Annotated in this window: 21 protein-coding genes, 2 pseudogenes and 1 riboswitch; of the genes and pseudogenes, 15 read left to right on the top strand and 8 right to left on the bottom strand. The window is 72.4% G+C overall.

The window, feature by feature from the left end; translation table 11 throughout:
- Nucleotides 1-168 precede the first annotated feature (168 nt).
- The gene (locus tag ACLQ24_RS21695) at nt 169-690 is read right to left on the bottom strand and encodes a hypothetical protein (protein ID WP_425893539.1); all 522 of its coding nucleotides are present in this window, start codon (nt 688-690) and stop codon (nt 169-171) included.
- Between the two features lie 176 nt (nt 691-866).
- Here ACLQ24_RS21695 and aceE point away from each other — a divergent pair, with 176 nt between their 5' ends.
- Nucleotides 867-3,605 (top strand): pyruvate dehydrogenase (acetyl-transferring), homodimeric type, encoded by a 2,739-nt coding sequence (aceE, locus tag ACLQ24_RS21690; protein WP_425893538.1) that lies wholly within the window; start codon nt 867-869, stop codon nt 3,603-3,605.
- A gap of 233 nt (nt 3,606-3,838) precedes the next feature.
- Here the strand turns inward: aceE and ACLQ24_RS21685 are convergent, their stop codons facing one another.
- Entirely contained in the window at nt 3,839-4,285 is a 447-nt protein-coding gene (locus ACLQ24_RS21685; protein ID WP_425893537.1) for an SRPBCC family protein, read from the bottom strand.
- Between the two features lie 188 nt (nt 4,286-4,473).
- Between ACLQ24_RS21685 and ACLQ24_RS21680 the strand changes: the two genes are divergently transcribed.
- The 3 genes from ACLQ24_RS21680 to gltX are packed head-to-tail and all read left to right on the top strand — an operon-like array spanning nt 4,474 to nt 8,558.
- A complete protein-coding gene (locus ACLQ24_RS21680; RefSeq protein ID WP_425893536.1) occupies nt 4,474-5,823 on the top strand; it encodes a GH1 family beta-glucosidase in 1,350 nt (449 codons plus the stop codon).
- Complete coding sequence (locus tag ACLQ24_RS21675; RefSeq protein WP_425893535.1) at nt 5,820-7,097, top strand: MFS transporter; 1,278 nt, start codon at nt 5,820-5,822, stop codon at nt 7,095-7,097. The genes ACLQ24_RS21680 and ACLQ24_RS21675 overlap by 4 nt, the downstream gene beginning before the upstream one ends.
- A gap of 51 nt (nt 7,098-7,148) precedes the next feature.
- Nucleotides 7,149-8,558, top strand: coding sequence for a glutamate--tRNA ligase (gene gltX / locus ACLQ24_RS21670; RefSeq protein WP_425893534.1), 1,410 nt, complete (start codon nt 7,149-7,151; stop codon nt 8,556-8,558).
- A 181-nt stretch (nt 8,559-8,739) separates the two neighbouring features.
- Here the strand turns inward: gltX and ACLQ24_RS21665 are convergent, their stop codons facing one another.
- Nucleotides 8,740-9,372, bottom strand: a complete 633-nt coding sequence (locus ACLQ24_RS21665) for a copper resistance CopC family protein (RefSeq protein WP_425893533.1) — start codon at nt 9,370-9,372, stop codon at nt 8,740-8,742.
- Between the two features lie 238 nt (nt 9,373-9,610).
- Here ACLQ24_RS21665 and ACLQ24_RS21660 point away from each other — a divergent pair, with 238 nt between their 5' ends.
- Nucleotides 9,611-10,261, top strand: a complete 651-nt coding sequence (locus ACLQ24_RS21660) for a hypothetical protein (RefSeq protein ID WP_425893532.1) — start codon at nt 9,611-9,613, stop codon at nt 10,259-10,261.
- A gap of 59 nt (nt 10,262-10,320) precedes the next feature.
- On the opposite strand, the gene ACLQ24_RS21655 is transcribed toward ACLQ24_RS21660, so the two are convergent.
- Nucleotides 10,321-10,644: a hypothetical protein gene (locus tag ACLQ24_RS21655; protein WP_425893531.1), complete on the bottom strand. Its 324-nt coding sequence runs from the start codon at nt 10,642-10,644 to the stop codon at nt 10,321-10,323.
- Nucleotides 10,645-10,748: 104 nt separating this feature from the next.
- Nucleotides 10,749-11,069 (bottom strand): annotated as a pseudogene (locus ACLQ24_RS21650) (hypothetical protein); the annotation flags it as partial.
- Between ACLQ24_RS21650 and ACLQ24_RS21645 the strand changes: the two are divergent.
- The 6 genes from ACLQ24_RS21645 to fabF all read left to right on the top strand — a co-directional run bounded on the left by ACLQ24_RS21645 (nt 10,950) and on the right by fabF (nt 16,088).
- Complete coding sequence (locus ACLQ24_RS21645; RefSeq protein WP_425893530.1) at nt 10,950-11,219, top strand: response regulator transcription factor; 270 nt, start codon at nt 10,950-10,952, stop codon at nt 11,217-11,219. The pseudogene ACLQ24_RS21650 and the gene ACLQ24_RS21645 overlap by 120 nt on opposite strands.
- 36 nt (nt 11,220-11,255) lie before the next feature.
- Nucleotides 11,256-12,557, top strand: coding sequence for a PucR family transcriptional regulator (locus ACLQ24_RS21640; RefSeq protein ID WP_425893529.1), 1,302 nt, complete (start codon nt 11,256-11,258; stop codon nt 12,555-12,557).
- Between the two features lie 78 nt (nt 12,558-12,635).
- Entirely contained in the window at nt 12,636-13,592 is a 957-nt protein-coding gene (locus tag ACLQ24_RS21635; RefSeq protein ID WP_425893528.1) for an ACP S-malonyltransferase, read from the top strand.
- Complete coding sequence (locus tag ACLQ24_RS21630) at nt 13,589-14,533, top strand: beta-ketoacyl-ACP synthase III (protein WP_425893527.1); 945 nt, start codon at nt 13,589-13,591, stop codon at nt 14,531-14,533. The genes ACLQ24_RS21635 and ACLQ24_RS21630 overlap by 4 nt, the downstream gene beginning before the upstream one ends.
- Nucleotides 14,534-14,619: 86 nt before the next feature.
- A complete protein-coding gene (locus tag ACLQ24_RS21625; RefSeq protein WP_007463517.1) occupies nt 14,620-14,859 on the top strand; it encodes an acyl carrier protein in 240 nt (79 codons plus the stop codon).
- A gap of 2 nt (nt 14,860-14,861) precedes the next feature.
- Nucleotides 14,862-16,088, top strand: coding sequence for a beta-ketoacyl-ACP synthase II (fabF, locus tag ACLQ24_RS21620; protein WP_425893526.1), 1,227 nt, complete (start codon nt 14,862-14,864; stop codon nt 16,086-16,088).
- Nucleotides 16,089-16,273: 185 nt separating this feature from the next.
- Here the strand turns inward: fabF and ACLQ24_RS21615 are convergent, their stop codons facing one another.
- Together ACLQ24_RS21615 and ACLQ24_RS21610 are read right to left on the bottom strand one after the other, a co-directional pair.
- Nucleotides 16,274-18,004, bottom strand: coding sequence for a glycoside hydrolase family 3 protein (locus ACLQ24_RS21615; RefSeq protein ID WP_425893525.1), 1,731 nt, complete (start codon nt 18,002-18,004; stop codon nt 16,274-16,276).
- An 84-nt stretch (nt 18,005-18,088) separates the two neighbouring features.
- The gene (locus ACLQ24_RS21610; protein ID WP_007463525.1) at nt 18,089-18,580 is read right to left on the bottom strand and encodes a DUF3145 domain-containing protein; all 492 of its coding nucleotides are present in this window, start codon (nt 18,578-18,580) and stop codon (nt 18,089-18,091) included.
- Nucleotides 18,581-18,887: 307 nt separating this feature from the next.
- Here ACLQ24_RS21610 and ACLQ24_RS21605 point away from each other — a divergent pair, with 307 nt between their 5' ends.
- Complete coding sequence (locus tag ACLQ24_RS21605; RefSeq protein WP_425893524.1) at nt 18,888-19,217, top strand: hypothetical protein; 330 nt, start codon at nt 18,888-18,890, stop codon at nt 19,215-19,217.
- A gap of 71 nt (nt 19,218-19,288) precedes the next feature.
- Here ACLQ24_RS21605 and ACLQ24_RS21600 read toward each other — a convergent pair whose 3' ends face one another.
- Nucleotides 19,289-19,915, bottom strand: a complete 627-nt coding sequence (locus ACLQ24_RS21600; protein WP_425893523.1) for a carbonic anhydrase — start codon at nt 19,913-19,915, stop codon at nt 19,289-19,291.
- Nucleotides 19,916-20,063: 148 nt separating this feature from the next.
- On the opposite strand from ACLQ24_RS21600, the pseudogene ACLQ24_RS21595 reads away from it, so the two are divergent.
- The 3 genes and pseudogenes from ACLQ24_RS21595 to ACLQ24_RS21585 all read left to right on the top strand — a co-directional run.
- Nucleotides 20,064-20,969, top strand: a pseudogene (locus tag ACLQ24_RS21595) (alpha/beta fold hydrolase); the annotation flags it as partial.
- Between the two features lie 218 nt (nt 20,970-21,187).
- Nucleotides 21,188-23,305, top strand: coding sequence for a HelD family protein (locus tag ACLQ24_RS21590; RefSeq protein WP_425893522.1), 2,118 nt, complete (start codon nt 21,188-21,190; stop codon nt 23,303-23,305).
- 107 nt (nt 23,306-23,412) lie between these two features.
- Nucleotides 23,413-24,330 (top strand): cation diffusion facilitator family transporter, encoded by a 918-nt coding sequence (locus tag ACLQ24_RS21585; protein WP_425893521.1) that lies wholly within the window; start codon nt 23,413-23,415, stop codon nt 24,328-24,330.
- A gap of 136 nt (nt 24,331-24,466) precedes the next feature.
- Nucleotides 24,467-24,600: riboswitch (cyclic di-AMP (ydaO/yuaA leader) on the top strand.
- Nucleotides 24,601-24,644: the final 44 nt, after the last annotated feature.

The following is a 24,644-nucleotide window of genomic DNA, read 5'->3' as shown; positions in this document are numbered from 1 at the left end:
ATTTGTCGAGGACCTTCCATCGACGTGTCTCGGCGTGACGTTCCGCCCCCACCCAGTTACCCGACAGTCTCTGAGCCTCGGCGGCGATGTCCCGGACGGTCGGCCTCGACCCGGTCAGGACGGTGATCACGTCACTGCGCATACGTCGCATTCTGCCGCAACCTGCGGTCAGGAGCCGCCGCCACCGCCCCCGGAGTCCCCACCGCCCCCGGAGAAGCCGCCCCCGGAGTCGCCGCCGCCGAAAGAGCCACCACCGCCGGAGTCACCGCCGAAGAAGCCACCACCGCCGAAGAAGCCACCACCGCCGAAGAGGCCACCACCGCCGGAGTCACCGCCGCCGTCGGACCGGTCCCCGCCGCCGTCGGACCGGTCCCCGCCGCCCGAGTCGCCGTAGTACATAAGGGGGATGCCGGTGTCGGCGGGCCTCTGGCGCGGACCGGGCACGCGCCGAGGCCCCCGGTGGGGCGTCGCCGCCCGCAGCCCGCCGCGTACCTGGACCGCGCCGAACGCAATCGCTCCGGCGCCGAGAACCGTGATCGGCAGCGCGGCGGTGTCGCCGGCCAGGAGGACCGGCGCGGAGAGGCGCGCGCCGAGCGCGCCGAGCGCGCCGACCGCGCCGACCGCGAGGAGCGCGAGGAGCGCGCCGACCGCGAGGAGCATGCCGCCGGTCACCACCCGGCATCCGTTCATTTTCGGCACCGTAGCGAACCCGGGCAAGCAGGCCGCTTGGAACGGCCGTAGCACTAAGTTACCGACGGGTACCTGTGTTCAGGATCGCGTCCGGGGGACCTAGAGGTGACGACGGGTGCCACCAGGGGGCAGGATGGCGCTAGAGACCTATCCCACACACAACCGAGGGAACGCCTGTGGCTACGGAACGCAAGCGCCCGGTGATCAGCGACGGCCTACCGAGCCAGCTTCCGGACATCGACCCTGAAGAGACAAGCGAATGGGTCGAGTCGCTTGACGGTGTCATCGACGAGCGGGGAGCAAAACGCGCCCGCTACGTCATGCTGCGCCTGCTGGAGCGGGCCCGTGAGCGCCAGGTCGGGGTTCCGCCCCTGACCACCACCGACTACATCAACACCATCACTCCGGAACGCGAACCGTGGTTCCCGGGCGACGAGCACGTCGAGCGGCGCATCCGGGCGTACGTGCGGTGGAACGCCGCGATGCTGGTGCACCGGGCGCAGCGCCCGGAGATCGGCGTCGGTGGACACATCTCCACCTTCGCCAGCTCGGCGTCGCTCTACGAGGTGGGCTTCAACCACTTCTTCCGGGGCAAGAACCACCCGGGCGGCGGCGACCAGATCTTCTACCAGGGCCACGCCTCGCCCGGCATGTACGCGCGGGCGTTCCTGGAGGGGCGGCTCAGCGAGCACGAGCTCGACGGGTTCCGCCAGGAGTTGTCGCATCCGGGCGGCGGCCTCCCGTCGTACCCGCATTCGCGGCTGATGCCGGACTTCTGGGAGTTCCCCACCGTCTCGATGGGTCTCGGCGGCCTGAACGCGATCTACCAGGCCCGGTTCAACCGATACCTGCAGCACCGCGGCATCAAGGACACCTCGCAGCAGCACGTATGGGCGTTCCTCGGCGACGGCGAGATGGACGAGCCGGAGACGCTGGGCGCGATCGGCGTGGCCGCCCGCGAGGAGCTGGACAACCTCACCTTCGTGATCAACTGCAACCTCCAGCGGCTGGACGGGCCGGTCCGGGGCAACGGCAAGGTCATGCAGGAGCTGGAGGCGTTCTTCCGGGGCGCCGGCTGGAACGTCATCAAGGTGGTCTGGGGCCGCGAGTGGGACCCGCTGCTCGCCGCGGACACCGACGGCGCGCTGGTGAACCTCATGAACACCACGACCGACGGTGACTACCAGACGTACAAGGCGGAGTCCGGCGCGTACGTGCGGGAGCACTTCTTCGGCCGGGACGCCCGCACCCGCAAGATGGTCGAGCCGCTGAGCGACGACGAGATCTGGAACCTCAAGCGGGGTGGGCACGACTACCGCAAGCTCTACGCGGCCTACAAGGCGGCCACCGAGCACACCGGTCAGCCGACGGTCATCCTGGCGAAGACGATCAAGGGCTGGACGCTCGGCTCGCACTTCGAGGGCCGTAACGCGACCCACCAGATGAAGAAGCTGACGCTGGAGGACCTGAAGACCTTCCGCGACCGCCTCTACCTGGACATCCCGGACAAGGCGCTGGAGGACAACCCCTACCTGCCGCCGTACTACCACCCGGGCGAGAAGTCCGAGGAGTTGGCGTACCTGAAGGAGCGCCGCGAGCAGCTCGGCGGGTACCTGCCGTCTCGGCGGACCAGCACCAAGCGGCTGACCATCCCCGGTCCGGAGCGGTTCGCCGACGTCAAGCGCGGCTCGGGCAAGCAGAAGGTGGCCACCACGATGGCCTTCGTCCGCCTGCTCAAGGAGATCATGAAGGACAAGGAGTTCGGCAAGCGCTGGGTGCCGATCATCCCGGACGAGGCGCGCACGTTCGGTCTCGACTCGATCTTCCCGACCGCGAAGATCTACTCGCCGCACGGTCAGCGGTACACCTCGGTCGACCGGGAACTGTTCCTGTCGTACAAGGAGTCGACCTCCGGGCAGATCCTGCACGAGGGCATCAACGAGGCGGGTTCGGTCGCCTCGTTCACGGCTGCGGGCTCGGCGTACGCCACCCACGACGAGCCGATGATCCCGATGTACATCTTCTACTCGATGTTCGGGTTCCAGCGGACCGCCGACGGGCTGTGGGCCGCGGCCGACCAGATGGCGCGGGGCTTCCTGATCGGCGCGACCGCGGGTCGGACGACGCTCAACGGTGAGGGCCTCCAGCACGAGGACGGGCACTCGATGCTGATCGCCGCCACCAACCCGGCGGTGGTCGCGTACGACCCGGCGTTCTCCTTCGAGATCGCGCACATCATGGAGCAGGGCCTGCACCGCATGTACGGGGACGCGCAGGAGAACGTCTTCTACTACCTGACGGTCTACAACGAGCCGATCCTGCAGCCGGCCGAGCCGGCCGGGGTGGACGTGGAGGGCCTGCTCAAGGGCATCTACCGCTACTCCCCGGCACCGCAGGTCGACGGCCCGAAGGCAAACGTGCTCGCCTCCGGCAGCGGCATGCAGTGGGCGCTCAGGGCCCAGCAACTGCTCGCCCAGGACTGGGGGGTGGCCGCCGACGTCTGGTCGGTGACCTCCTGGACCGAGCTGCGTCGCGACGCGGTGGAGGCCGAGGAGTACAACCTGCTCAACCCTGGCGCCGAGGCCAAGGTGCCGTACATCGCGCAAAAGCTGGCCGACGCGGACGGGCCGAAGGTCGCGGTCAGCGACTGGATGCGTGCCGTACCGGACCTGATCGCCCGCTGGGTACCCGGCGACTACACGTCGCTCGGCACCGACGGCTTCGGGATCTCGGACACCCGGCACGCGCTGCGCCGGCACTTCCACGTCGACGCGGAGTCGATCGTGGTCGCCACGCTGCGTCAGCTCGCCCGCAGCGGCGCGGTCGAGGCCACCGTGCCGGCCGAGGCCGCCAAGAAGTACGCGATCGACGACGTCAACGCCGCCCCGGTGGGCGAGACCGGTGGCGACAGCTGATCCAGCACGACCAGGAAGGGCCCGGCGCCGGTGCGCCGGGCCCTTCTGGCTTCCCACGCCCCACCTGGGCCGATCATGAAGTTGTGGTGGGGGACAAAGCGGTGAAGTCACCTCGTCCCGGGCACCACAAGTCCATGATCGACGCACATGGGCGGGGGCGGCGGTGGGCCGGCGTCCCTGGCTGGGATCCGGACCACCGCCTTCGCGGGTGGCGCCGGGAGGATGGGCTCTCGTCAGCCGACGGCGGCCAGGTCGGTGAGCCGGGCCAGCGAGTCCTCCAGGTCGGCGCCGACCCGCCGCAGGCCAAGGCGCAGCAGGGCAGCTTTGACGGGTCCGGCGGGCCAGCGGACGACGATGAGCCGCACGACCGTCCCGCCCTCCTCCTCGTCCTCGGTGAGCTGGACGTAGATTTCGGTGCGCGCCTCCGCACGAGCACCGGCACCCTTGGCCCGCTCCCGCCAGCCGATCAGTGTCGGCTCCTGATAGGCGATCACCTCGGCCTCATGCGCCGAACCGCGCCCCGCCTGGACCAGTTGCCGCCGCCCGAAGCCCTCTCCCGAGAGCACTTCGGCCGCGCGAACCCCCGCCAGCCAGGCCGGCAACTGCTCGGCCCGCTGTACGACGTCCCAGACCACTTCCATCGGCGCCGCCACGTGCGCACTACGTTCCACGAGGATCATTTCCGTCTTTCCTCCAGTGAGGACATCCCACGATATCGGCACTCTATGCGCCAAATCGGACTTACTGGGACGGGTTCGGAAAAAGACACGCCGATCAACCATTGCGGATTGCGCCAGCCCGGCCTATGGCGCATTCATCGACAGCGCCCTAGAGTCCCGAACACGTTTCACGTTCACCGGGAGGGCGCATGTCGACCGCACCGATGCCCGAGTTCCCCGACGGCTTCCGCTGGGGTGTCTCCACGTCGGCCCACCAGATCGAGGGCGCCGTCACGGCAGACGGACGCGGCGCGTCCATCTGGGACACCTTCGCGCTCTCCCCCGGCCGGATCAGCGACGGCAGCAGCGGCGCGGTCGCCTGCGACCACTACCACCGGCACGCCGAGGACGTGGCGCTGCTGGCCGGTCTGGGCGTCGGGGCGTACCGGTTCTCGATCGCCTGGCCCCGGGTGCAGCCCGACGGCAGCGGCGCGACCGACGCCGCCGGCCTCGACTTCTACGACCGGCTGGTCGACGACCTGCTGGCCGCCGGCATCGACCCGGTGGCCACCCTGTACCACTGGGACCTGCCGCAACCCCTGGAGGACGTCGGCGGCTGGCTGCACCGCGACACCGCCGCCCGCTTCGCCGAGTACGCCGAACGCACCGCCGCCCGCCTCGGCGACCGCGTCCGGCTCTGGATCACGCTCAACGAGCCGTTCATCCACATGAGCCTCGGCTACGGCATGGGCGTACACGCCCCCGGCCGGGCGCTGCTCTTCGACGCGTTTCCCGTCGCCCACCACCAACTGCTCGGCCACGGGCTCGCGGTCGCCGCGCTGCGCACCAACACCACCAGCCCGGTGGCGATCGCCAACAACTACTCGCCGGTGCGGGTGCTCGGCGACAGCGACGCCGACCGGGCCGCCGGGGCCGCGTACGAGGCGTTGCACAACCGCCTCTTCACCGACCCGCTGCTCGGGCGCGGCTACCCGGACCTGCCCGGCCTCGACCCGGGCGTCGTCCGCCCAGGCGACCTGGACACCATCGAGGCGCCCATCGACGTGCTCGGGGTCAACTACTACAACCCCACGGGGGTACGGGCAGCCGAGGAGGGCTCGCCCCTACCGTTCGACCTGGTGCCGCTGGACGGCTACCCGCGTACCGCCTTCGACTGGCCGGTCGCCCCCGACGGGCTGCACGAGCTGCTCCGCTGGCTGCGTGACACGTACGGGGACGCGCTGCCGCCCATCGAGATCACCGAGGGCGGCTGCGCGTACGACGACGAGCCGGACGCGCACGGGCAGGTGGCGGACCCGGAGCGGATCGCGTACCTCGACGGGCACCTGCGGGCGGTCCGGGCCGCCATCGACGACGGGGTCGACGTACGCGGGTACTTCGTCTGGTCGCTGCTGGACAACTGGGAGTGGGCCGCGGGGTTCACCAAGCGCTTCGGGCTGGTGCACGTCGACTACGCCACCCAGCGGCGTACGCCGAAGTCGTCGTACACCTGGCTGCGGGACGTGATCGCGGGCAGCGCGCCGGGGTCGGCGCGGTGACCACCCTCGACCCGACGTCGGCGTCGCTGCCGGCGGCGCTCGCCGAGCCCACCGTGCCGGTACGACGCGGCTGGATCGGTCTGGTCTTCGCGGCCAACCTGGGCGTGTGGATGGCGTTCTTCACCCCGATCCAGGTGCTGCTGCCGCAGCAGATCGAGCGGATCGCGTCCGACCACAAGGAGACCATGCTGGCCGTGGTCACCGGCCTGGGCGCGTTGGCGGCGGTACTGGCCAACCCGCTCGCGGGCGCGCTGTCCGACCGGACCTGCCTGCGGATCGGAGGCCGGGAGTTCGGTCGACGGCACGTCTGGACCGCCGGTGGCGCGGTGCTCGGCGCGGCGGCGCTGGTGCTGCTGGCCCAGCAGCACACCATCCTGGGGGTCGCGGTCGGATGGGTCGCCGCCCAGGTGTGCTTCAACGCGATGCTGGCCAGCCTCACCGCCGCCATCCCGGACCGGGTGCCGGTGACGCAGCGCGGCGGCGTCTCGGGCTGGGTGGGCATCCCGCAGGCGCTCGGGCTGGTCCTCGGCGCGGTGCTGGTCACCGCCGTGGTCACCGGCAACGCCGCCGGCTACCTGGCAATCGCGGTGGCGATCCTGCTGCTGTCGCTGCCGTTCGCGCTGCTCACCCCCGACGACCCGCTGCCCCGCGCGCACCGCCCGGCACTGCGCGTCCGGACGCTGCTCACCTCGATGTGGATCAGCCCGCGCCGGCACCCGGACTTCGCCTGGGCGTGGATCACCCGGTTCCTGGTCCAGCTCGGCAACGCGCTGGGCACCCTCTACCTGCTGTACTTCCTCACCGACGGGGTCCGCTACCCCGACCCCGAGGGCGGCCTGCTGGTGCTGATCCTGCTCTACACGCTCGGCATGATACTGACCTCCGTGGTCGCCGGCCGACTGTCGGACCGCTCCGGGCGACGCAAGGTCTACGTGATCGTCTCCGGCCTGATCATGGCGGTGGCGGCGCTCCTGCTCGCCGTCGCGCCGGTCTGGCCGATGGCGATCGTCGCCGCGCTGCTGCTCGGCGCGGGCTACGGCGTCTACCTCTCGGTGGACGCCGCGTTGATCACCCAGGTGCTGCCCCGGGCCACCGACCGGGCCAAGGACCTCGGCGTGATCAACATCGCCAACTCGGCGCCGCAGGTGCTCGGGCCGGCGCTCTCCGCGCCGCTCGTCGTCCACCTGGGCGGCTACCCGACGCTGTACGCGGTCACCGCCGCAGTCACCGTGGTGGGCAGCGCCCTGGTGGTCAAGATCCGCTCAGTCGCCTGAGTCGGGGGGCCGTGGCCGAAAGCGCTCGCGCGCCGCCGTAGGCTGGAGGACGTGACGGTACGTGTGCGCTTCGCCCCCTCCCCGACCGGTATGTTCCACGTCGGCGGCGCCCGCTCGGCGCTGCAGAACTGGATCTACGCCAAGCAGCAGGGCGGGGTGTTCGTGCTGCGCATCGAGGACACCGACGCGGCCCGCAACAAGCCCGAGTGGACCGAGGGCATCCTCTCCGCGCTGGACTGGATCGGCATCTCCCGGGGCAGCTACGAGGGGCCCCACTTCCAGTCCGCGAACGCCGGCGAGCACCGCACCGCCGCCACCCGGCTCTACGAGTCGGGCCGCGCCTACTACTGCGACTGCACCCGCGAGGACGTACAGGCACGCACCGGCTCGCAGTACCAGGGCTACGACGGCTACCACCGCGACCTCGACCTCGGCCCGGGGCCAGGGCACGCGCTGCGCTTCCGTACGCCGGACGAGGGCACCACGGTGGTCGTCGACCTGATCCGCGGCGAGCCCACCTTCGAGAACAAGCTCATCGAGGACTTCGTCATCGCCCGTGGCGACGGCTCGCCGGTGTTCCTGCTCGCCAACGTCGTGGACGACATGACCATGGGCATCACCCACGTGATCCGTGCCGAGGAGCACCTGCCCAACACCCCCAAGCAGCAGTTGCTCTGGGACGCGCTCGGCGTCAAGCCGCCGGTCTGGGCGCACGTGCCCGTGGTGGTCAACGAGAAGCGGCAGAAGCTCTCCAAGCGCCGCGACAAGGTCGCCCTGGAGGCGTACCGCGACGAGGGCTACCTCGCGGGCGCGATGCGCAACTACCTCATGCTGCTCGGCTGGGCGCCCTCCGGCGACCGGGAGATCGTGCCCTGGTCGGTCATCGAGGACGAGTTCCGGCTGGCGGAGGTCAACCCCTCCCCCGCGTTCTTCGACGAGAAGAAGCTGCGCGCCTTCAACGGCGAGTACATCCGCGCGCTGCCCGTCGCCGAGTTCATCGACGCGTGCCAGCCGTGGCTGATCGGCACCGGGACGATCGCCCCGCCGCCGTGGCAGCCGGAGGAGTTCGACGCGGACGCCTTCGCCGCCGTGGCGCCGCTGGCCCAGACCCGGATCGCGGTGCTCAGCGAGATCGTGCCGAACGTCGACTTCCTCTTCCTGGCCTCGCCGATGATCGACGAGGCCGCCTGGACCAAGACGATGAAGGACAGCTCGGGCGAGCTGCTGGACGCTGCCGTGGCGGCTTTCGAGGCGCTCGATTCCTGGGACGCCGAGTCGCTGAAGTCGACGCTGGAGGCGGTCGGCGCCGAGCGCGGCCTCAAGCTCGGCAAGACGCAGGCGCCGGTCCGCGTCGCGGTCACCGGCCGCACCGTGGGCCTGCCGCTGTTCGAGTCGCTGGAGGTGCTCGGCCGCGAGCACACCCTGACCCGAATGCGCGCCGCCCGCCTCCGCCTCCCCTAAACCCCACTGCGCCCCGGGCTGCCGCAGCTGCCCCCCGCCCCGTCGATCATGGACTTGTGGTGCCGAGTTGGGCACCTTTACGGAGACTTCGTCCCCCACCACAACTTCATGATCGCCCCCGGCTGGGCGGGGCCGCGTCCGTAGCGGGCGGAATGCCGCAGCAGTGGTGCCGATCGACCGACTAGGCGGTGTCGCTTCTGCGGCGGCGGAGCAGCAGGGCACCGGCCAGGGCGACCAGTAGTGCCAGGGCGCCTAGCGCCCAGAGCCACCCGTTGCCGTTGGAGTCGGATCGCTCCTCGGCGGCCGCCACGGCGGACGCACTGCCAGGCGACCGCGAGACGGGCCCGGCGGCGGACGCCGTTGCCGAGGGCGAGCCGGCCGGGGCCGCCGAGGGGCTGGCGGACGGACTGGTGCCGGCGGCCGAGGGGCTGGCGGACGGGTCGGCGGCCGTGCCGGTGGTGAGGGTGAACCGCACCTCGCCCTTGATCGGGTGGCCGTCGCTCGACGGGAGCTGGTAACCGACGATGTAGAGCCCCGCCGCGCCGGGCGTGAACGGCACACGTACCCGGGTGCCGTCGAAGGTGGGCCCCCCTCCGGCGACCACATTGTCCGGTCCGGTTATTGTGACCTTCGTCATAGTGGGTGACGGCTTGGCCAGGAAACGAAGCTCGATCCGGGCGGGCGCGGTGGCCACCCGGGCGCCGTCGCGCGGATCGCTGCCGGTCAGCGAGTTGTGCGCGGCGGCCGGTGTCGCCGGAGCCAGCAACGACACACCGAACGCCACGCCGAGCACCACTGGCACGACGCGTGCCATTCGTGTAACCCTGCCCCCCATGAACCCCTCCGTAAGGGTACGATCCGCCCGCTGATCAAACAGCTCCTCATTAGTCGAGCAGAGATCGCAGATAGTTCCAAATACTGTTCCACAAGCTGCAATCCATCGACGTTCTGCGGAGTCTGTGAGAGTGGGACCGACCCGGTCGGTGCCGTCACCGGCCGACCGACCCGGACGTCACGGCGAAGCCATCCATCGAACGGGGCGAGGAGGCGAGATGGTCCGACAGATGAGGCGCCGGGTCGCCGTGCTGGCGGCCACGCTGGCGGCGGCACTGCTGACGCTCGGCGCCACCGGCCCGGCCAGCGCGGCGCCCGAACCGGCGCCGGCCGGTGTGGACATCACCGGCGAAGGGCTCACCGAGCCGCTGCGGCTACGGTCCGACACCCAGCCCGCGCACGTCCTCGCGGTCATCGACCAGGTCAACTTCTTCGGTCGTATCGGCATGCCGACCGGGCCCAAGGGCGCCGACCTGGGTCCGAAGTACACGGTCGTGGTGCTGGCCGGGGAGACCCCGAAGCAGAGCTACGACCTCTACCCGAAGGCGGCCGGCGGCCCGCGTGTCTACCGCCCGGCCAAGCAGCCGGACGGCCGCAAGACGAACGCCGGCTGGTTCCTCGGTCGACTCAACATGTCCGAGACGCTGCGCACCGCCGGGCTGCCGCTGGAGCGGCAGTTCGACACGGTCAGCGGCGGTGTGGGCGGCGGCGAACGGGTACTGCCGGAAGACACCATGGACCCGGTCCGGGACATCGACGAGGCGCTCGGCGAGTTGCAGCGGCTGCTGCTGCTCAACGTCGGGGTGATGCTGACCATCACGGTCGGCCTCGCCGGGATCGCCCTGCTGATCCGCCGCCGGACCCGTTGACGCGGCCATCGGAAGGCCCGGACGCGGTCAGCGGACGATAGCGCCGGGCCCCCGTGGGGTCAGCACCAACGGCGCGGCGGGCGCTCCCGTGGGGTGGCCCGCTGGCGTGGCCGTACCGGACCGTGTCGATGGGCACCCGCCCAGCCGGGCAGTTCACTGAGGCAACCGGCGACGACGGCGGACTCCGGCTCACCCAGGGCGGCCAGTTCGCCGGCCCGCTGGCGCGGGATCTCCTCGTCCGGTCGCCCGGTCGGCGCCTCCGTCGGGTGCGCCGCCGCCGGGCCGACCGCCCGGCGAGGCTTGCCGGCCACCTGCGGGTCGTGGTGCCCCAGCCGGCAGGGCTCGCCCTGGGCGCAGCCGTGCTCGGCCTCCCCGTGCGCCATCCCCGGTCTCCTCACGCTCGCACTCACGCGCAGGTGCTTCCCCCGTACGTGCCCTGTCACCGTACTGGCCGGGACCGACGGGGTGTGCACGGCGTACCCCGGGGTCAGCGCTTCGGGCGGCGAGGGAACAGGGTCTCCCAGACCGGGAAGGCGACCAGCCAGATGAGGATCACGGTGGTCAGGCTGCGGATCCAGTTGCCCAGTTCACGGGTTCGTTCCGCATCGTTCACCCAGAGGATCGCCGCGCCGAGCAGACCGCACGCGACGGCCCAGCCGAGGAGTGGCTTGGCCCACTCCCGCCACTCGTGACGGGCACGGGCCCGACCGTCGCGGGGAGGCCGAACGGGCGGCGGACCACCGGCGAACCGGTGGGCGAAGCGCCGCGCGAACGCGACGTGCTGGCCTGCCTCGGGCGCGGCCTGTCCAACCAGCAGATCGCCGACCGGCTGGTGCTGGCGGAGAGCACCACCAAGACCCACGTGAGCCGGATCCTGGCGAAGCTGGACCTGCGCAGCCGGGTGCAGGCCGCGATCCTGGCCCAGGAGCTGGGCCTGCCCGCGCCGCCGCAGCCCTGAGTCCGGCGCGTTCCGGGGCCGCTGACCGGTGCCGGCGTGGGTGGCCTGCTCACGGCATGTCAGGCTAGAGCGGTGAGCACGGCCGAGGGTGGGGAGCTGGCGGCCACGCTGCGCCGGATCGAGCGTTCGGCTGGAGCGCTGGCCACTGCCAGCGTGGCCCGGATGGACGAGACGCTGCCGTGGTTCCGTGCCCTGCCGGCCGACCAGCGCTCCTGGGTGATGCTGGTGGCTCAGGCCGGCGCCCGGTCGCTGGTGCAGTGGCTGCGCGACGGCGGCGGCACGGCGGACAGCACGCAGGAGGTCTCCGACGACGTGTTCGACGCGGCGCCGCAGGCGCTGGCCCGGTCGATCACCCTTCAGCAGACCGTGGCACTGATCAAGGTGACCATCGACGTCGTCGAGGAGCAGGTGTCGCAGCTCGCCGCCGAGGGCGAGGAGCAGTTGCTGCGCGAGGCGGTGCTGCGCTTCTCCCGGGAGATCGCCTTCGCCGCCGCTCGGGTGTACGCGCGGGCCGCCGAGTCGCGCGGCGCGTGGGACGCCCGGTTGCAGGCCCTGCTGGTCGACGCGTTGCTGCGGGGTGACTCGCCGGACGTGCTGGCGAGCCGGGCCGCCGCGCTGGGCTGGGCGGACGCGCCCCCGGTCGCGGTGGCGGTCGGGCACTCCCCCGGTGGGGAGGTCTCCGCCGTGCTGCACGTGGTGTACCGGCTGGCGCGGCGGATCGGTGTCGAGGTGATCGGCGGGGTGCACGGCGACCGGTTGGTGATCGTGCTGGGTGGCGCGGCGGACCCGTTGAGCGCCACCGGCAAGCTGCTGGACGCGTTCGGTGACGGCCCGGTGGTGGTCGGGCCGGCCGTACCCAGTCTGGACGAGGCGACGGAGTCGGCGCGGTCCGCGCTGTCCGGTTTCCGGGCGGCGCCGGCGTGGCCGAGCGCCCCCCGGCCGGTGGCGGCGGCCGACCTGTTGCCGGAACGGGCCCTCGCGGGCGACGCGGAGGCCCGCCGCCGGCTGCGCCACGACGTGTACGCGACGCTGGTACGTGCCGGTGGCGAGCTGTTGGAGACTCTGGACGCCTTCCTGGCCGCCGGTGGCACGCTGGAGAGCGCGGCGCGGGCGCTGTTCGTCCACCCCAACACGGTGCGGTACCGGTTGCGCCGCATCGCCGAGGTGACCGGTTTTTCGCCGCTGTCGCCCCGGGACGCGTTCGCCCTTCAGGTGGCGTTGACCGTCGGTCGGCTGGATCCGGTGGTCCCGATGACCTCGTCCGTCCCGACCCAGACATTGACCCCGGCCGTCCGGAAATCCGCCCAAACCGGTGATGATCCCCGCCGATCTTTGTAAGAAACCTCCAAAGGTTCTAGTGCGGTTTGGTCGGCCCCGGCACAGCGCTACCCACGCGTATCCGGGAGAGTCATAGGCGTGCTCGCCGTACTTAGTCCCGGCCAGGGTTCGCAGAAGCCCGGCTTTCTCACTCCCTGGCTCGACCTGACCGGCACCGAGGCGCGACTGCGCTGGTGGTCGGCGCTGGCCGGCGTGGATCTGGTGCACCTGGGCACCGACGCCGACGCCGACGAGATCAAGGACACCGCCCGTACCCAGCCACTGCTCGTCGCGGCGGCGCTGCTCGCCGCCGAGCACCTGCCGCTGGACGACGTGGCGCTCACCGCCGGGCACAGCGTCGGCGAGCTGGGAGCCGCGGCGGTCGCCGGGGTGCTGTCGGCCGAGGCCGCGATCACCCTCGCCGGGATCCGTGGCCGGGAGATGGCCGCCGCGTGCGCGTTGGAGCCGACCGGGATGGCGGCCGTGCTCGGCGGTGACCCGGACGAGGTGCTGGCCGCGATCGACGCCAACGGACTGCACCCGGCCAACCGCAACGGCGCGGGCCAGATCGTCGCCGCCGGCGCACTGGAGGGGCTGGACGCGTTCGCCGCCGCGCTCCCGGCGAGGACCCGCGTCATCCGACTCCAGGTGGCCGGCGCCTTCCACACCCCGTACATGGCTCCGGCCGAGACCGCGCTGGCGACCGTCGCCGCCGGGATCGCCCCCGTCGACCCGGCCCGCATCCTGCTGTCGAACCTCGACGGCACCGCCGTCACCGACGGGCACGAGCTGGTGCGACGACTGGTCCGCCAGGTCACCGCGCCGGTGCGCTGGGACCTGTGCATGCGCGCCCTGGCCGAGCAGGGAGTGACCGGCGTGATCGAGCTGCCGCCGGCCGGCACCCTCGCCGGTCTGGTCAAGCGGGAGCTCAGGGGCGAGGGCGCGCCGGAGATCGTCACCCTGAACACCCCGGACGACCTGCCGGCCGCACGGGACCTGATCGCCCGCCACGGCACTGCGGGCCAACCGCTCGCCCCCATCGGAGGACACTCATGACCGGCAGTCGCATCGTTTCGATGGGGCACTACCAGCCCTCCCGGGTGGTGACCAACGACGACATCGCCCAGCTCGTGGACACCAACGACGAGTGGATCCGCGACCGGGTGGGCATCGCGACCCGACGGATCGCCGACAGCGAGACGGTGGCCGACATGGCCGCCGCGGCCGCCGGCAAGGCCCTGGCCAACTCCGGGCTCAGCGCCGCCGACATCGACCTGGTCGTGGTCGCCACCTGCTCCTCGATCGACCGGAGCCCCAACGTGGCCTGCCGGGTCGCCGGCAAGCTGGGCATCGCCGCGCCGGGCGCGTTCGACGTGAACACCGCCTGCTCGGGCTTCGCGTACGCCCTGGGCACCGTCGACCACGCCATCCGGGCCGGCGCGTCGCGCAACGCGATCGTGATCGGCGCCGAGAAGCTGTCCGACTTAACCGACTGGACCGACCGCTCCACCTGCATCATCTTCGGCGACGGCGCCGGCGCCGCGGTGGTCACCGCCACCGCCGACGACGAGCCCGCCGGCATCGGCCCGGTCGTCTGGGGCTCGGCGCCGGAGAAGAGCGACGCGGTACGCATCGAGGGCTGGCGCCCGTACATCCAGCAGGAGGGTCAGTCGGTGTTCCGCTGGGCCACCACCGCGCTGGCGCCGCTCGCGCTCCAGGCGTGCGAGCGGGCCGGGGTGGACCCGTCGGAGCTGGCCGCGTTCGTGCCGCACCAGGCCAACACCCGGATCATCGACGGCATCGCCAAGCGGCTCAACATCCCCAACGCGATCATCGCGAAGGACATCGTCGAGTCCGGCAACACCTCGGCGGCGAGCGTGCCCCTGGCCCTGTCGAAGCTCGTCGAGCGGCGGGAGGTGCCCTCGGGCGCCCCGGTCCTGCTGTTCGGCTTCGGCGGTGGCCTGACCTACGCCGGTCAGGTCGTCCGCTGCCCCTGAAGCCCCCTCGGGCGCGTACGCGCTCCAGGAGCGGCGGTCGGCGAGGCCGGCCGCCGGAGAACCCCCTATGAGAGGAACCAACCGCAATGACCCGTGACGAGATCACCACCGGCCTCGCCGAGATCCTCGAAGAGGTTGCCGGGGTGAACCCGGACGACGTGGCCGAGGGGAAGTCCTTCACCGACGACCTCGATGTCGACTCGCTCTCCATGGTGGAGGTCGTGGTGGCCGCCGAGGAGAAGTTCGGCGTCAAGATCCCGGACAACGAGGTGCAGAACCTCAAGACCGTCGGGGACGCCGTCAGCTTCATCGAGGCGCAGTCCTGATCATGAGTCGTCCTGACGTCGTCGTCACCGGGCTCGGCGCGACGACCCCGCTTGGCGGGGACGTCGCGTCGACCTGGGACGCCATGCTCGCCGGCCGCTCCGGGGTGAGTGCCCTCACCCAGGAGTGGGCCGCGCAACTGCCGGTGCGGATCGCCGCCCAGCTGGCCGTGGAGCCGTCCGAGGTGCTGGACCGGGTGAAGCTGCGCCGGCTGGACCGCTCGGAGGCGATCGCGCTCATCGCGGCGCAGCAGGCCTGGGCGGACGCCGGTCTGGCGGACTCCGGCCTCGACGGGGAGCGGCTGGCCGTCAGCGTCGGGTCCGGCATCGGCGGCGCCACCACCCTGCTCGCCCAGGACGACATCCTGGAGGCGTCCGGACCGCGGCGGGTGTCCCCGCACACGATCCCGATGCTGATGCCCAACGGTCCGGCCGCCTGGGTCGGGTTGGAGCTGGGCGCCAAGGCCGGCGTGCACACGGTAGCCAGCGCCTGCGCGACCGGCGCGGAGGCGATCGCGCTCGGCCTGGACATCATCCGCGCCGGCCGGGCCGACGTGGTGGTGGCCGGCGGCACCGAGGCGGTCATCCACCCGCTACCGATCGCCGGCTTCAGCTCGATGCGGGCCATGTCGACCCGCAACGACGAGCCGGAACGGGCCTCCCGCCCGTGGGACACCGGCCGCGACGGCTTCGTCCTCGGTGAGGGCGCGGGCATCGTGGTGCTGGAGCGGGCCGACCACGCCGCGGCACGGGGCGCTCGGGTGTACGCGCGCCTCGCCGGCGCCGGCATCACCTCCGACGCGTACGACATCGTGCAGCCGCACGCCGAGGGTGAGGGCGCCATCCGGGCCATCGCCCGGGCGATCGCGGACGCGGACATCGCGAAGCGGGACATCGTGCACGTCAACGCGCACGCCACGTCGACTCCGGTCGGCGACATGCTGGAGATCGGCGCGCTGCACAAGGCGCTCGGCGACCACCCGGTGCTGGCCGCGACGAAGTCGATGACCGGTCACCTGCTCGGCGCGGCCGGCGCGTTGGAGTCGATCGCCACGATCCTGGCCATCCGCGACAGCGTGGTGCCTCCGACGATCAACCTGGACGACCCGGAGCCCGGGCTCAGCCTGGAGGTCGCCGCGCACAAGGCACGCCACATGGAGATCCCCGCCGCGCTGAACAACGCGTTCGGCTTCGGCGGCCACAACGTGGCTCTGGTCTTCGCGCGGCCGTGAGACGGAGGCCGTGAGACGGCCGATCCGCGGGTTATCCGAAAGGGCCCCCTCACCGCAAGGGGGCCTTTTCGTATGCTCAGCCCCGATTGCGGGGGTGCTGCCGGGCGGTGCGCTCGTTGCCGCACACGCTGACGAATCAGGTCATCACCGGTACGCGCGGACGCCCCGCCTTCACAGCCAGTGCGTCAGCTCTTGCAGGTGGTGGCGGGCAGGCCGGGCACGGCCACCGGTGACCGGCCGCCCGGTCGGGCCTTGCCGGCCAGCACGGCGGCGAGCGCGGTCATCGACGCCCGGCTGGAGGAGTACGTCGCCAGCAGCGTCGGCGAGGTGGCCTTGGCCAGCACGTACGGGGTGTCCATGGCGACGGTGACCTTCGCGTCGGCGCTCAGGTCCTTCTCCCCGTCTCCGTAGCCGACCAGGTGCACCACCGTCCCGCCGCTCGGCTTCACGGTCACACCGGCCGCGGTCAGCGCGGCGGTGAGCGCGGCCCGGGTGCCGTCCCGCCCACCGGAGGAGGTGACGGTGACGGGCCCGCGTACGGCGCCGCCGCAGGCCCCGCGCAGCACGGTGACCGCTCCGGCGGCCAGCGCGTCCGCCGCCGCCCGGTGCGCCGGGGTGTTGAGGGTGGACATCGGCTCGGTGGGGGCCGCCGCCAGCCGGAACTTCATGGTCAGCACCCGGGTGACCGCGTCGACGAGCCGGGCCCGGGGCAGCGACCCGTCGCGCAGGGCGGCGAGCAGCCCGTCGTACGCCTGGCCGACGTTCGGGGTCATGAGGATCAGGTCGTTGCCGGCGTTCAACGCCCGGACGGCGGCTTCGCCGGGCGCCCACCGCTTCGCCGGCGGCATGTTCATCCCGTCGGTGATCACCACGCCCTTGAAGCCGAGCTGACCGCGCAGCACGTCGGTGAGCAGCTTGTGCGAGAAGGTCGCCGGGGTGCCCGGGTCGATGGCCCGCGCGTCGAGGTGGCCGGACATCACGGCCATCGCGCCGGCGTCGAACCCGGCGCTGAACGGCGGCCACGCGCCGCTCTGCAACGCCGCCGCGGACTGGGTGAGCACCGGCAGGTCCTTGTGCGAGTCGTCCGCGCTGTGGCCGTGCCCCGGGAAGTGCTTCAGGGTCGCCGCGACGCCGCTGGCCTGCAAGCCCCGGACCGCGCCGCCCACCTGCGCGGCGGCGATCTTCGGGTCGGCGCCGAACGACCGCGAGCCGATCACCGTGCTGCGGGTGGCCAGCACGTCGGCCACCGGGGCGAAGTCGATGTTGATGCCCATGGCGGCGAGCTCGGCGCCGGCGGCCCGCCAGGCGGCCTCGGTCAGCTTCGGGTCGCCAGCCGCGCCTGCGGCGAGGGCGCTGGGCAGGATGGTGACCCCGTCGGTGACGCGGGTGACGACGCCGTACTCCTGGTCGGTGCCGATCAGGAAGGGCGCCGGGCCGGTGGCCAGCCGTCCGGCGGCGCCGCGCAGCCCAGTGGTCAGCTCGTGGACCTGCTTGGGGTTGTCGACGTTCGTGGTCTCCTGGTTGCCCTTGGTCGGGTCGTCAGCGCTGAAGCCGACCAGGATCAGCCCGCCGAGGCGGTACTTGGCGATCATCTCCGCGGGGGTGTCGACGCCGGCGAGCGCCTGGTTGCCGGCCGCCGAGCCGGTCGAGACCTTCGTGGCCGAGTCGCCGTACGCGTACGGCATCAGCACCTGCCCGGCCAGGTCCTCGTCGGAGAGCGTCGCGACCAGCGCGGCGGCCCGGGCGGCCGGGTCGTCGGTGGGGGGCGAGGCGGGGGCGCTCGGGGCCGCCGACACGCCGGTCGGGCCGGGCGTCGGGTCGGGGTCCGGGGTACCCGAGCAGCCGGAGACGAGCAGGGCGGTCAGGGCGGCGACGGCGACACCGGCGTGTCGCGGGCGAATCGGCACGCCGCCCATCCCACCAGTTCCCCCGTATCGGGGCAACTTGACCCTACCGGCCGCAGCGCCCGAGAGCGTCTGGCCAGCGGGCGATGGCGAACGTCAGCCGACCCGCGTGAGCAACGTCACCGGCGCGCCGTCACCGGCGTACCGGTAGGGCTCCAGGTCAGCGTCCCACGCCGTGCCGAGCGCCTTGTCGAGGGCGTGCGACAACGCCTCCGGGGCGCGGGCGGAGGCCATCAGGGCCCGTAGCCGGTCCTCGCCGAGCTGGATGTCACCGGCCGCGCCGACGGTGGCCCGGAACAGACCTCGAGCGGGCACGTACATGAAGCGCTCACCGTCGGCGCCGGGACTCGGCTCCTCGGTGACCTCGAAACGGATCATGGGCCACTGCCGGAGGGCAGCAGCCAGCTCGGCGCCTGTCCCCGGACGGCCGGTCCACCCGCACTCGGCCCGGCGGGCGCCGGGGTCGACGGGCTGAGCCGTCCACTGCAGGTTGACCGGCGCGGCTAGGACGCGCGCGATCGCCCACTCGACGTGCGAGCACACGGCGAGCGGGGTCGAGTGGACGTATACGACGCCACGCGTTGGCACGGTGACCTCCCGGAGAGCGAGGTGCGTCTTCCCCTACGACCTCATCCACCCGAGTGGTTGCTGCAACACATGATGACTCCTGTGACGGATGGTGCGCCAGGGAATCGGAAAAAACGCCTCCCGGAATAGCCGGACGGGTGGTCTCCGTTGCCTCTCAGGACACCGCGACGACCAGCCTGATGTCGTGGTCCTGTACAGTTCCATCGGCGGCTTCTGCCGCGTTACACCTCTGCGGGCCGACCCAGTGTCACCCGCACACAGCCCCCGGACGTCCAGTCCTCCCGTACGTCTTGCAAGGAGTACCTCCGTGGCGAGCAACACCTCTAAGACCGCGCGCGCGTCCGTCCGGGCCGGCCAGGCTGGCCAGGGTGGCGCCCTCAGCGTGCTGGGCGAGTTCAAGTACCTCATCCCGCTCAACGGCGGCAAGCACGCCTACGTGCGCAACCTGACCAACGGCAAGACCGCGCACCTGCGCACCGACTCCGACGCCTTCGTCGAGGAGATCCGGGCGCTGGCCGCCGCCGGCCACGCCGCCAAGATCCGGGCGGAGATCAACAACCTGGCCAGCGTTCACCCGAACGACGGCTGGGAGGCCACCGAGAAGCGTCTGGTCGCGGCCGGCGTCTTCGAGGGCTGAGCCCCTCCCCCACCACAGCACCAGCAAACCGCCCGCCGGGAGTTCCCGGCGGGCGGTTTCGCGTCCGGGCTCTAGGCCGGGTCGAGCAGGGCGACCTCGCCGGTGCTCAGGTCGTAGAGGCCGCCGACCACGGCCACCCGGCCGGCGGCCACCGGCCCGGCCAGCAGGTCGTCCTCTCGCAGCGTGTGGACCGTACGCCGGACGTGCCGGCGGATCGACAGGGGATGCACCGCCGGATCGTCGAGCCCCACCTCGGTGACCGCCGGGGCGATCTCGTCGACCAGGTGGGCCAGCGAGCCGCCGGGCCGCTCCCCCGTACGCAGCGCGTCCACCGCGGCGCCCACCGCTCCGCAGCGCTCGTGGCCGAGCACCAGCACCAGCGGTACGCCCAACTGGCCGACCACGTACTCGATGGAGCCGCACACCGCGCGGTCGAGCACGTGCCCACCGGTGCGGATCACGCAGATCGCGCCGAAGGTCTGGTCGAAGATCGCTTCCAACGGCACGCGCGAGTCGATGCAGCCGAGGACCACCGCGTACGGCTGCTGGTCGCCGGAGGCGGCGGCCGCGGCCGCGGCGGTGACGTCGTGGCCGTGCACGGGTTGGCCGCTGACGAACCGCCGGTTGCCGGTGAGCAGTTCGGCGAGCGCGGCGCGGGGCGTACCGCCGGCCTGCCGTCCGTGCCCCGCCACCCTCATGCCGTTCAGCTTGGCGCGCCGCCGACGGCCGCGGGTGGCGTCGGGAATGTTCGCTCCGGCGCGATTGGCGTGGTGTCATGGCGGGTAGCCGGTGTTACCGCCGGGTATCCCGGTGCTGGTGATGCCCGGGCGGCCCTCGGAGGTAGCGATGCCGGAGCGGTTCGAGGTCGGTATGCCCGACGGCGTACGGCTGCACGTCGAGACCACCGGGCCGGCGGATGCCCCGGTCACGGCCGTCCTGCTGCACGGCTGGACGCTGGACGGGCGGAGCTGGCACCGGCAGCTCGACGCACTCACGTCGTCGTTCGGCCACGCGGTGCGCGTGGTCACCTACGACGCGCGGGGCCACGGCCGGTCCAGCTGCATGCCGCTGCCCACGGCCACCCTGGCCCAGCTCGGCGACGACCTGGCCGCCGTGCTCGACGCGGTCGCGCCGAGCGGTCGAGTGGTCCTGGTCGGGCACTCGATGGGCGGCATGACGATCATGGAGTACGCGCACCGCCACCGGACGCACTTCGCCGCCCGTACGGCGGGCCTGGTCTTCGTCTCCACCACCGCCGAGGGGCATACGCACACCGTGTACGGGCTCTCGCCGCGCATCGCCCGGCTGATTCGGCTCGCCGAGACGACCGGCGCCGGCGTACTGGCGCGGTGCGGCTCGTGGCGTGCGCCCCGGGCGCTGTTGAACGCGCTGCGACCGAGCATCCGGTGGATACTCTTCGGCGACCGCTGCGATCCGTCCGACCTCCGGTTGGTGACCTCGGCGGTGGCTCGCGCCTCGCTGCGGTCGATCGGCGGTTTCCGGGCCTCGATCGGCGCCCAGCACCGGCTGGACACGCTCACCGCCCTCGGCCACCTGCCGGCCGCCGCCCTGGTGGGTGACCGGGACCGGCTGACCCCACCGCCGTGCGCCGAGTCGATCGCCGCCGCCCTGCCGGCCACCGAGCTGACCGTCTGCCCGGGCGCCGGCCACATGCTGATGTTGGAGCGCCCGGCCGAGGTGAACGCCGCGCTGACCGGGGTCCTGGGCCGGGTGGTGGCCGCGCCGTCGCCGCACGGGCACGGGCACGACGCGAGGGCCACGCCGTCGCCGCACGGGCACGACGCGAGGGCCACGCCGTCGCCGCACGGGCACGACGCGAGGGCCGTCACGGCGGGTCGCTGAGCACGTCCGCGCACCTCGGGCGCGGCGGGCCGGGGCGGGGGCCGTACCCTTCTGCGGTTGGCCCGCGCGGTTCGCGCCGCTTGCCGGCAACATCTAAGGAGCGTGCGTTGACCGACCAGACCGCCCTGGAGCAGGAGATCGCCGTCGAGCAACGGCACCTCGACCGGGTGTACGCCCGACTGGCCGAGCTGCGGCAGTCGGCGGTGCGCGCCGAGCGGGACGGCTATCGGATGGCGCGGGTGGGCACGTTCGGCGCGCTGGTCGAGCGCGACGCGATGGTCTTCCACGCGGCGCAGCGGCGGCACACCCTGGACGCCGAGCACGAGGGGCTGGTCTTCGGCCGCCTGGACCTGCGCGACCGGCAGGTGCTGCACGTCGGGCGGCTCGGCATCCGCGACGAGGATGCCACCACGCTCGTCGTCGACTGGCGGGCGCCGGCCGCCTCCGCGTTCTACCAGGCCACCCCCGCGCAGCCGCTGGGCGTCGTGCGGCGCCGCACCATCCAGTCGCAGCGTGAGCGGGTCACCCGGATCGAGGACGACCTGCTGGACCCGGAAGCCGCCGAAGAGGGGATGACGGTGGTGGGTGACGGCGCGCTGCTGGCCACCCTCTCCCGGGCCACCGGCCGGGGCATGCGCGACATCGTGGCGACCATCCAGCGGGAGCAGGACGAGGCGATCCGGTCGCCCGGCTCCGGTGTGACGATCGTCGCGGGCGGCCCGGGCACCGGCAAGACGGCGGTCGCCCTGCACCGGGCGGCCTTCCTGCTCTATTCCGACCGCAGCCGGTACGCCGGTGGCGGCATCCTGGTGGTCGGGCCGTCGACCGTCTTCGTCGAGTACATCGCCTCGGTGCTGCCGTCGCTCGGTGAGGACACGGCGACCCTGCACTCGCTGGGCACCCTCTTTCCGGGGATGACGGCCACCCGCACCGATCCGCCCGAGGTGGCGGCGGTGAAGGGCTCGCTGCGGATGCGCCGGGTCCTGGAGCGGGCGGCCCGCGACGCGGCGCCGGGGGCGCCGGGCGAGCTGCGGCTGCTCTACCGGGGAGGGCTGCTGCGGCTGGACCGCAGGGAGCTGGAGGCGATCCGTGACCGCGCGCTGCACCGCGGCGCCCGGCGCAACGAGGTCCGCCGCGCCGGCTTCGACGGCGTCTTCGCCGCGCTGTGGGCGCAGGCACGTCGGGTGAACATCGGCGGGCTGCCGGAGCAGCGGGCCTTCGAGGACGAGATCGCCGAGCGGCCGGAGTTCCGGGAGTTCCTCAAGGCGTGGTGGCCACGTCTGCACCCCCGGCACGTTCTCGGCTGGCTGGCCCGACCGGACCGGCTGCGCCGGTACGCCGGCGGGATCCTCTCCGGTGCGGAGATCCGGCTGCTGAGCACGGCGTACCAGAGTCTGGACACCGCGGGCCTGACCATCGCGGACGTGGCGCTGCTCGACGAGCTGGACGCGCTGCTCGGCAAGCCGGTGAAGCCGGCGCGGGCCCGGCGCGATCCGTTCCAGCTCGCGGGCGGCGTCCGGGAGCTGAGCACCGCCGCCGACCGGCAGCGGGCCGCGCGGGCGGCGGCCCGGGAACGGCCGGAGGACTACCGCGAGTACGCGCACGTCGTGGTCGACGAGGCGCAGGACGTCTCGCCGATGCAGTGGCGGATGATCGGCCGGCGTGGGCGGCTGGCCTCGTGGACGGTGGTGGGCGATCCGGCGCAGACCGCGTGGACCGGCGACCCCGAGGAGCTGACCCGGGCCCGCGACCAGGCGCTGGGCCGGCGCACGCGGCACGACTTCACGCTCACCACCAACTACCGCAACTCGGCGGAGATCTTCGCCGTGGCGGCGGCGGAGATCCGCCGGCTCTATCCGGACCTGTCCCTGCCGACCGCCGTCCGCTCCACCGGGATCGACCCGGTCGAGCTGGTGGTGCCGGCCGCCGGGATCGAGGCCGCGGTCGTGGAGGCGGCCACCGGCCTGCTGGCGGAGGTCGACGGCACGGTCGGCGTGATCACGCCGGTCACCCGCCGTGACGAGGTCGTCGGTTGGCTCGGCGCGCTCGCCACGACGCGGCTCCAGGTGGTGACCAGCCTGGAGGCCAAGGGCATGGAGTACGACGGAGTCGTACTGGTCGCCCCGAGCGAGATCCGGGCCGATCCGGGCTCCGGCGTGCGCACGCTCTACGTGGCGCTCTCGCGTGCCACCCAGCGGCTCACCACCATCGACCCGACCGGCTGACTGTCGCGTTGGTGGTGTCCGTGGGCGGGCCCGCCCGTACACTTGCACACATAGCGATGTGAGCATACATTTGACCCGGTCCCAGGCGGCATCGGAGGGTGGGTTTCGTGGGAGCAGGTCATGACCACCACCACGGGTCGATCGCCAACGCCGCCCACCAGCATCGGGGACGGCTCTGGGCGGCCTTCGGACTGCTCACCGCCCTGATGGTGGTCGAGGCCGTCGCCGCCTTCCACACCGGCTCACTGGCCCTGCTCTCCGACGCCGGGCACATGTTCACCGACGTGCTCGGCATCGGGATGGCGCTCGCCGCGATCACCGCCACCCGACGGGCCACCGGCGATCCGCAGCGCACGTTCGGGCTCTACCGCCTCGAAGTGCTCGCCGCCCTGGCCAACGCCGTCCTGCTCTCCGGCGTCGCGGTCTACGTGGTGATCGAGGCAATCGGCCGGTTCGGGAACCCGCACGAGGTGCTGAGCGGCCCGATGCTCGCGGTGGCCGTCCTCGGCCTGCTCGCGAACGTGATCGCGTTCGCGCTGCTGCGCACCGGCGCGCGGGAGAGCATCAACCTGCAGGGCGCCTATCTGGAGGTACTGGGCGACCTGCTCGGCTCGCTCGGCGTGATCGGCGCGGCCCTGCTCATCGCGGTCACCGACTGGTGGTGGGCCGATCCGCTGGTCGCGGTCGCCATCGGGGTGTTCATCCTGCCGCGCACCTGGCGGCTGGGGCGCGCCGCCGTCCGCATCCTGGTGCAGGCCGCCCCGGAGCATCTCCAGGTCACCGCCGTGCACGACCGACTGGCCGCGGTGCCCGGCGTGGTCGAGGTGCACGACCTGCACGTCTGGACGCTCACCTCCGGCATGGAGGTGGCCTCCGCGCACCTGACCATGGCGCCCGGCGCGGAGGTCGGCGCGGTGCTCACCGCGGCGCGTACCGCCCTGCGGGACGACTTCCGCATCGAGCACGCCACGTTGCAGATCGAGCCCGGGGCCGCCCCGGGCGTCTGCGGCTCCGTCGAGTGGTGATCGTGCGGGGCCTTGACCGTTCCACTGCTATCTCCGTGACGATGCACGCACCTTCCGTCGCAACGACTGCGCAGACCCCATCAGCACCGGTAGGATCTGTCCCGGCCACCACCCGGCGGCGCCCTCCCGGCGCCGGTGGCGGCCGCCGCCTAATCGCCCGACAGGGCGAACCGGGGAACCATGTTCCTGGGGTGCATCCGCGTCAGCGGTAGGGATCTTCCGTCCCGAACCCGTCAGCTATTGACCCGTAAGGCAAATAGTTGATGGTCAGGAGGCGGCGTAGCGGACTTCGGGCTTGCGGAACAAGGATTTCA

It is taken from the genome of Micromonospora sp. DT4 (assembly GCF_049841675.1).
Lineage (GTDB): Bacteria > Actinomycetota > Actinomycetes > Mycobacteriales > Micromonosporaceae > Micromonospora.
This window is presented reverse-complemented; position numbering and strand designations above follow the sequence as displayed.

Coding starts and splice junctions, on each gene's coding strand:
- ACLQ24_RS21660 (WP_425893532.1), top strand. CDS start 9,611: ATGGTCCGACAGATGAGGCGCCGGGTCGCCGTGCTGGCGGCCACGCTG.
- ACLQ24_RS21685 (WP_425893537.1), bottom strand. CDS start 4,285: ATGATCCTCGTGGAACGTAGTGCGCACGTGGCGGCGCCGATGGAAGTG.
- fabF (WP_425893526.1), top strand. CDS start 14,862: ATGAGTCGTCCTGACGTCGTCGTCACCGGGCTCGGCGCGACGACCCCG.
- ACLQ24_RS21680 (WP_425893536.1), top strand. CDS start 4,474: ATGTCGACCGCACCGATGCCCGAGTTCCCCGACGGCTTCCGCTGGGGT.
- ACLQ24_RS21665 (WP_425893533.1), bottom strand. CDS start 9,372: ATGGCACGCGTCGTGCCAGTGGTGCTCGGCGTGGCGTTCGGTGTGTCG.
- ACLQ24_RS21600 (WP_425893523.1), bottom strand. CDS start 19,915: ATGAGGGTGGCGGGGCACGGACGGCAGGCCGGCGGTACGCCCCGCGCC.
- ACLQ24_RS21695 (WP_425893539.1), bottom strand. CDS start 690: ATGAACGGATGCCGGGTGGTGACCGGCGGCATGCTCCTCGCGGTCGGC.
- ACLQ24_RS21625 (WP_007463517.1), top strand. CDS start 14,620: ATGACCCGTGACGAGATCACCACCGGCCTCGCCGAGATCCTCGAAGAG.
- ACLQ24_RS21630 (WP_425893527.1), top strand. CDS start 13,589: ATGACCGGCAGTCGCATCGTTTCGATGGGGCACTACCAGCCCTCCCGG.
- ACLQ24_RS21655 (WP_425893531.1), bottom strand. CDS start 10,644: ATGGCGCACGGGGAGGCCGAGCACGGCTGCGCCCAGGGCGAGCCCTGC.
- ACLQ24_RS21615 (WP_425893525.1), bottom strand. CDS start 18,004: ATGGGCGGCGTGCCGATTCGCCCGCGACACGCCGGTGTCGCCGTCGCC.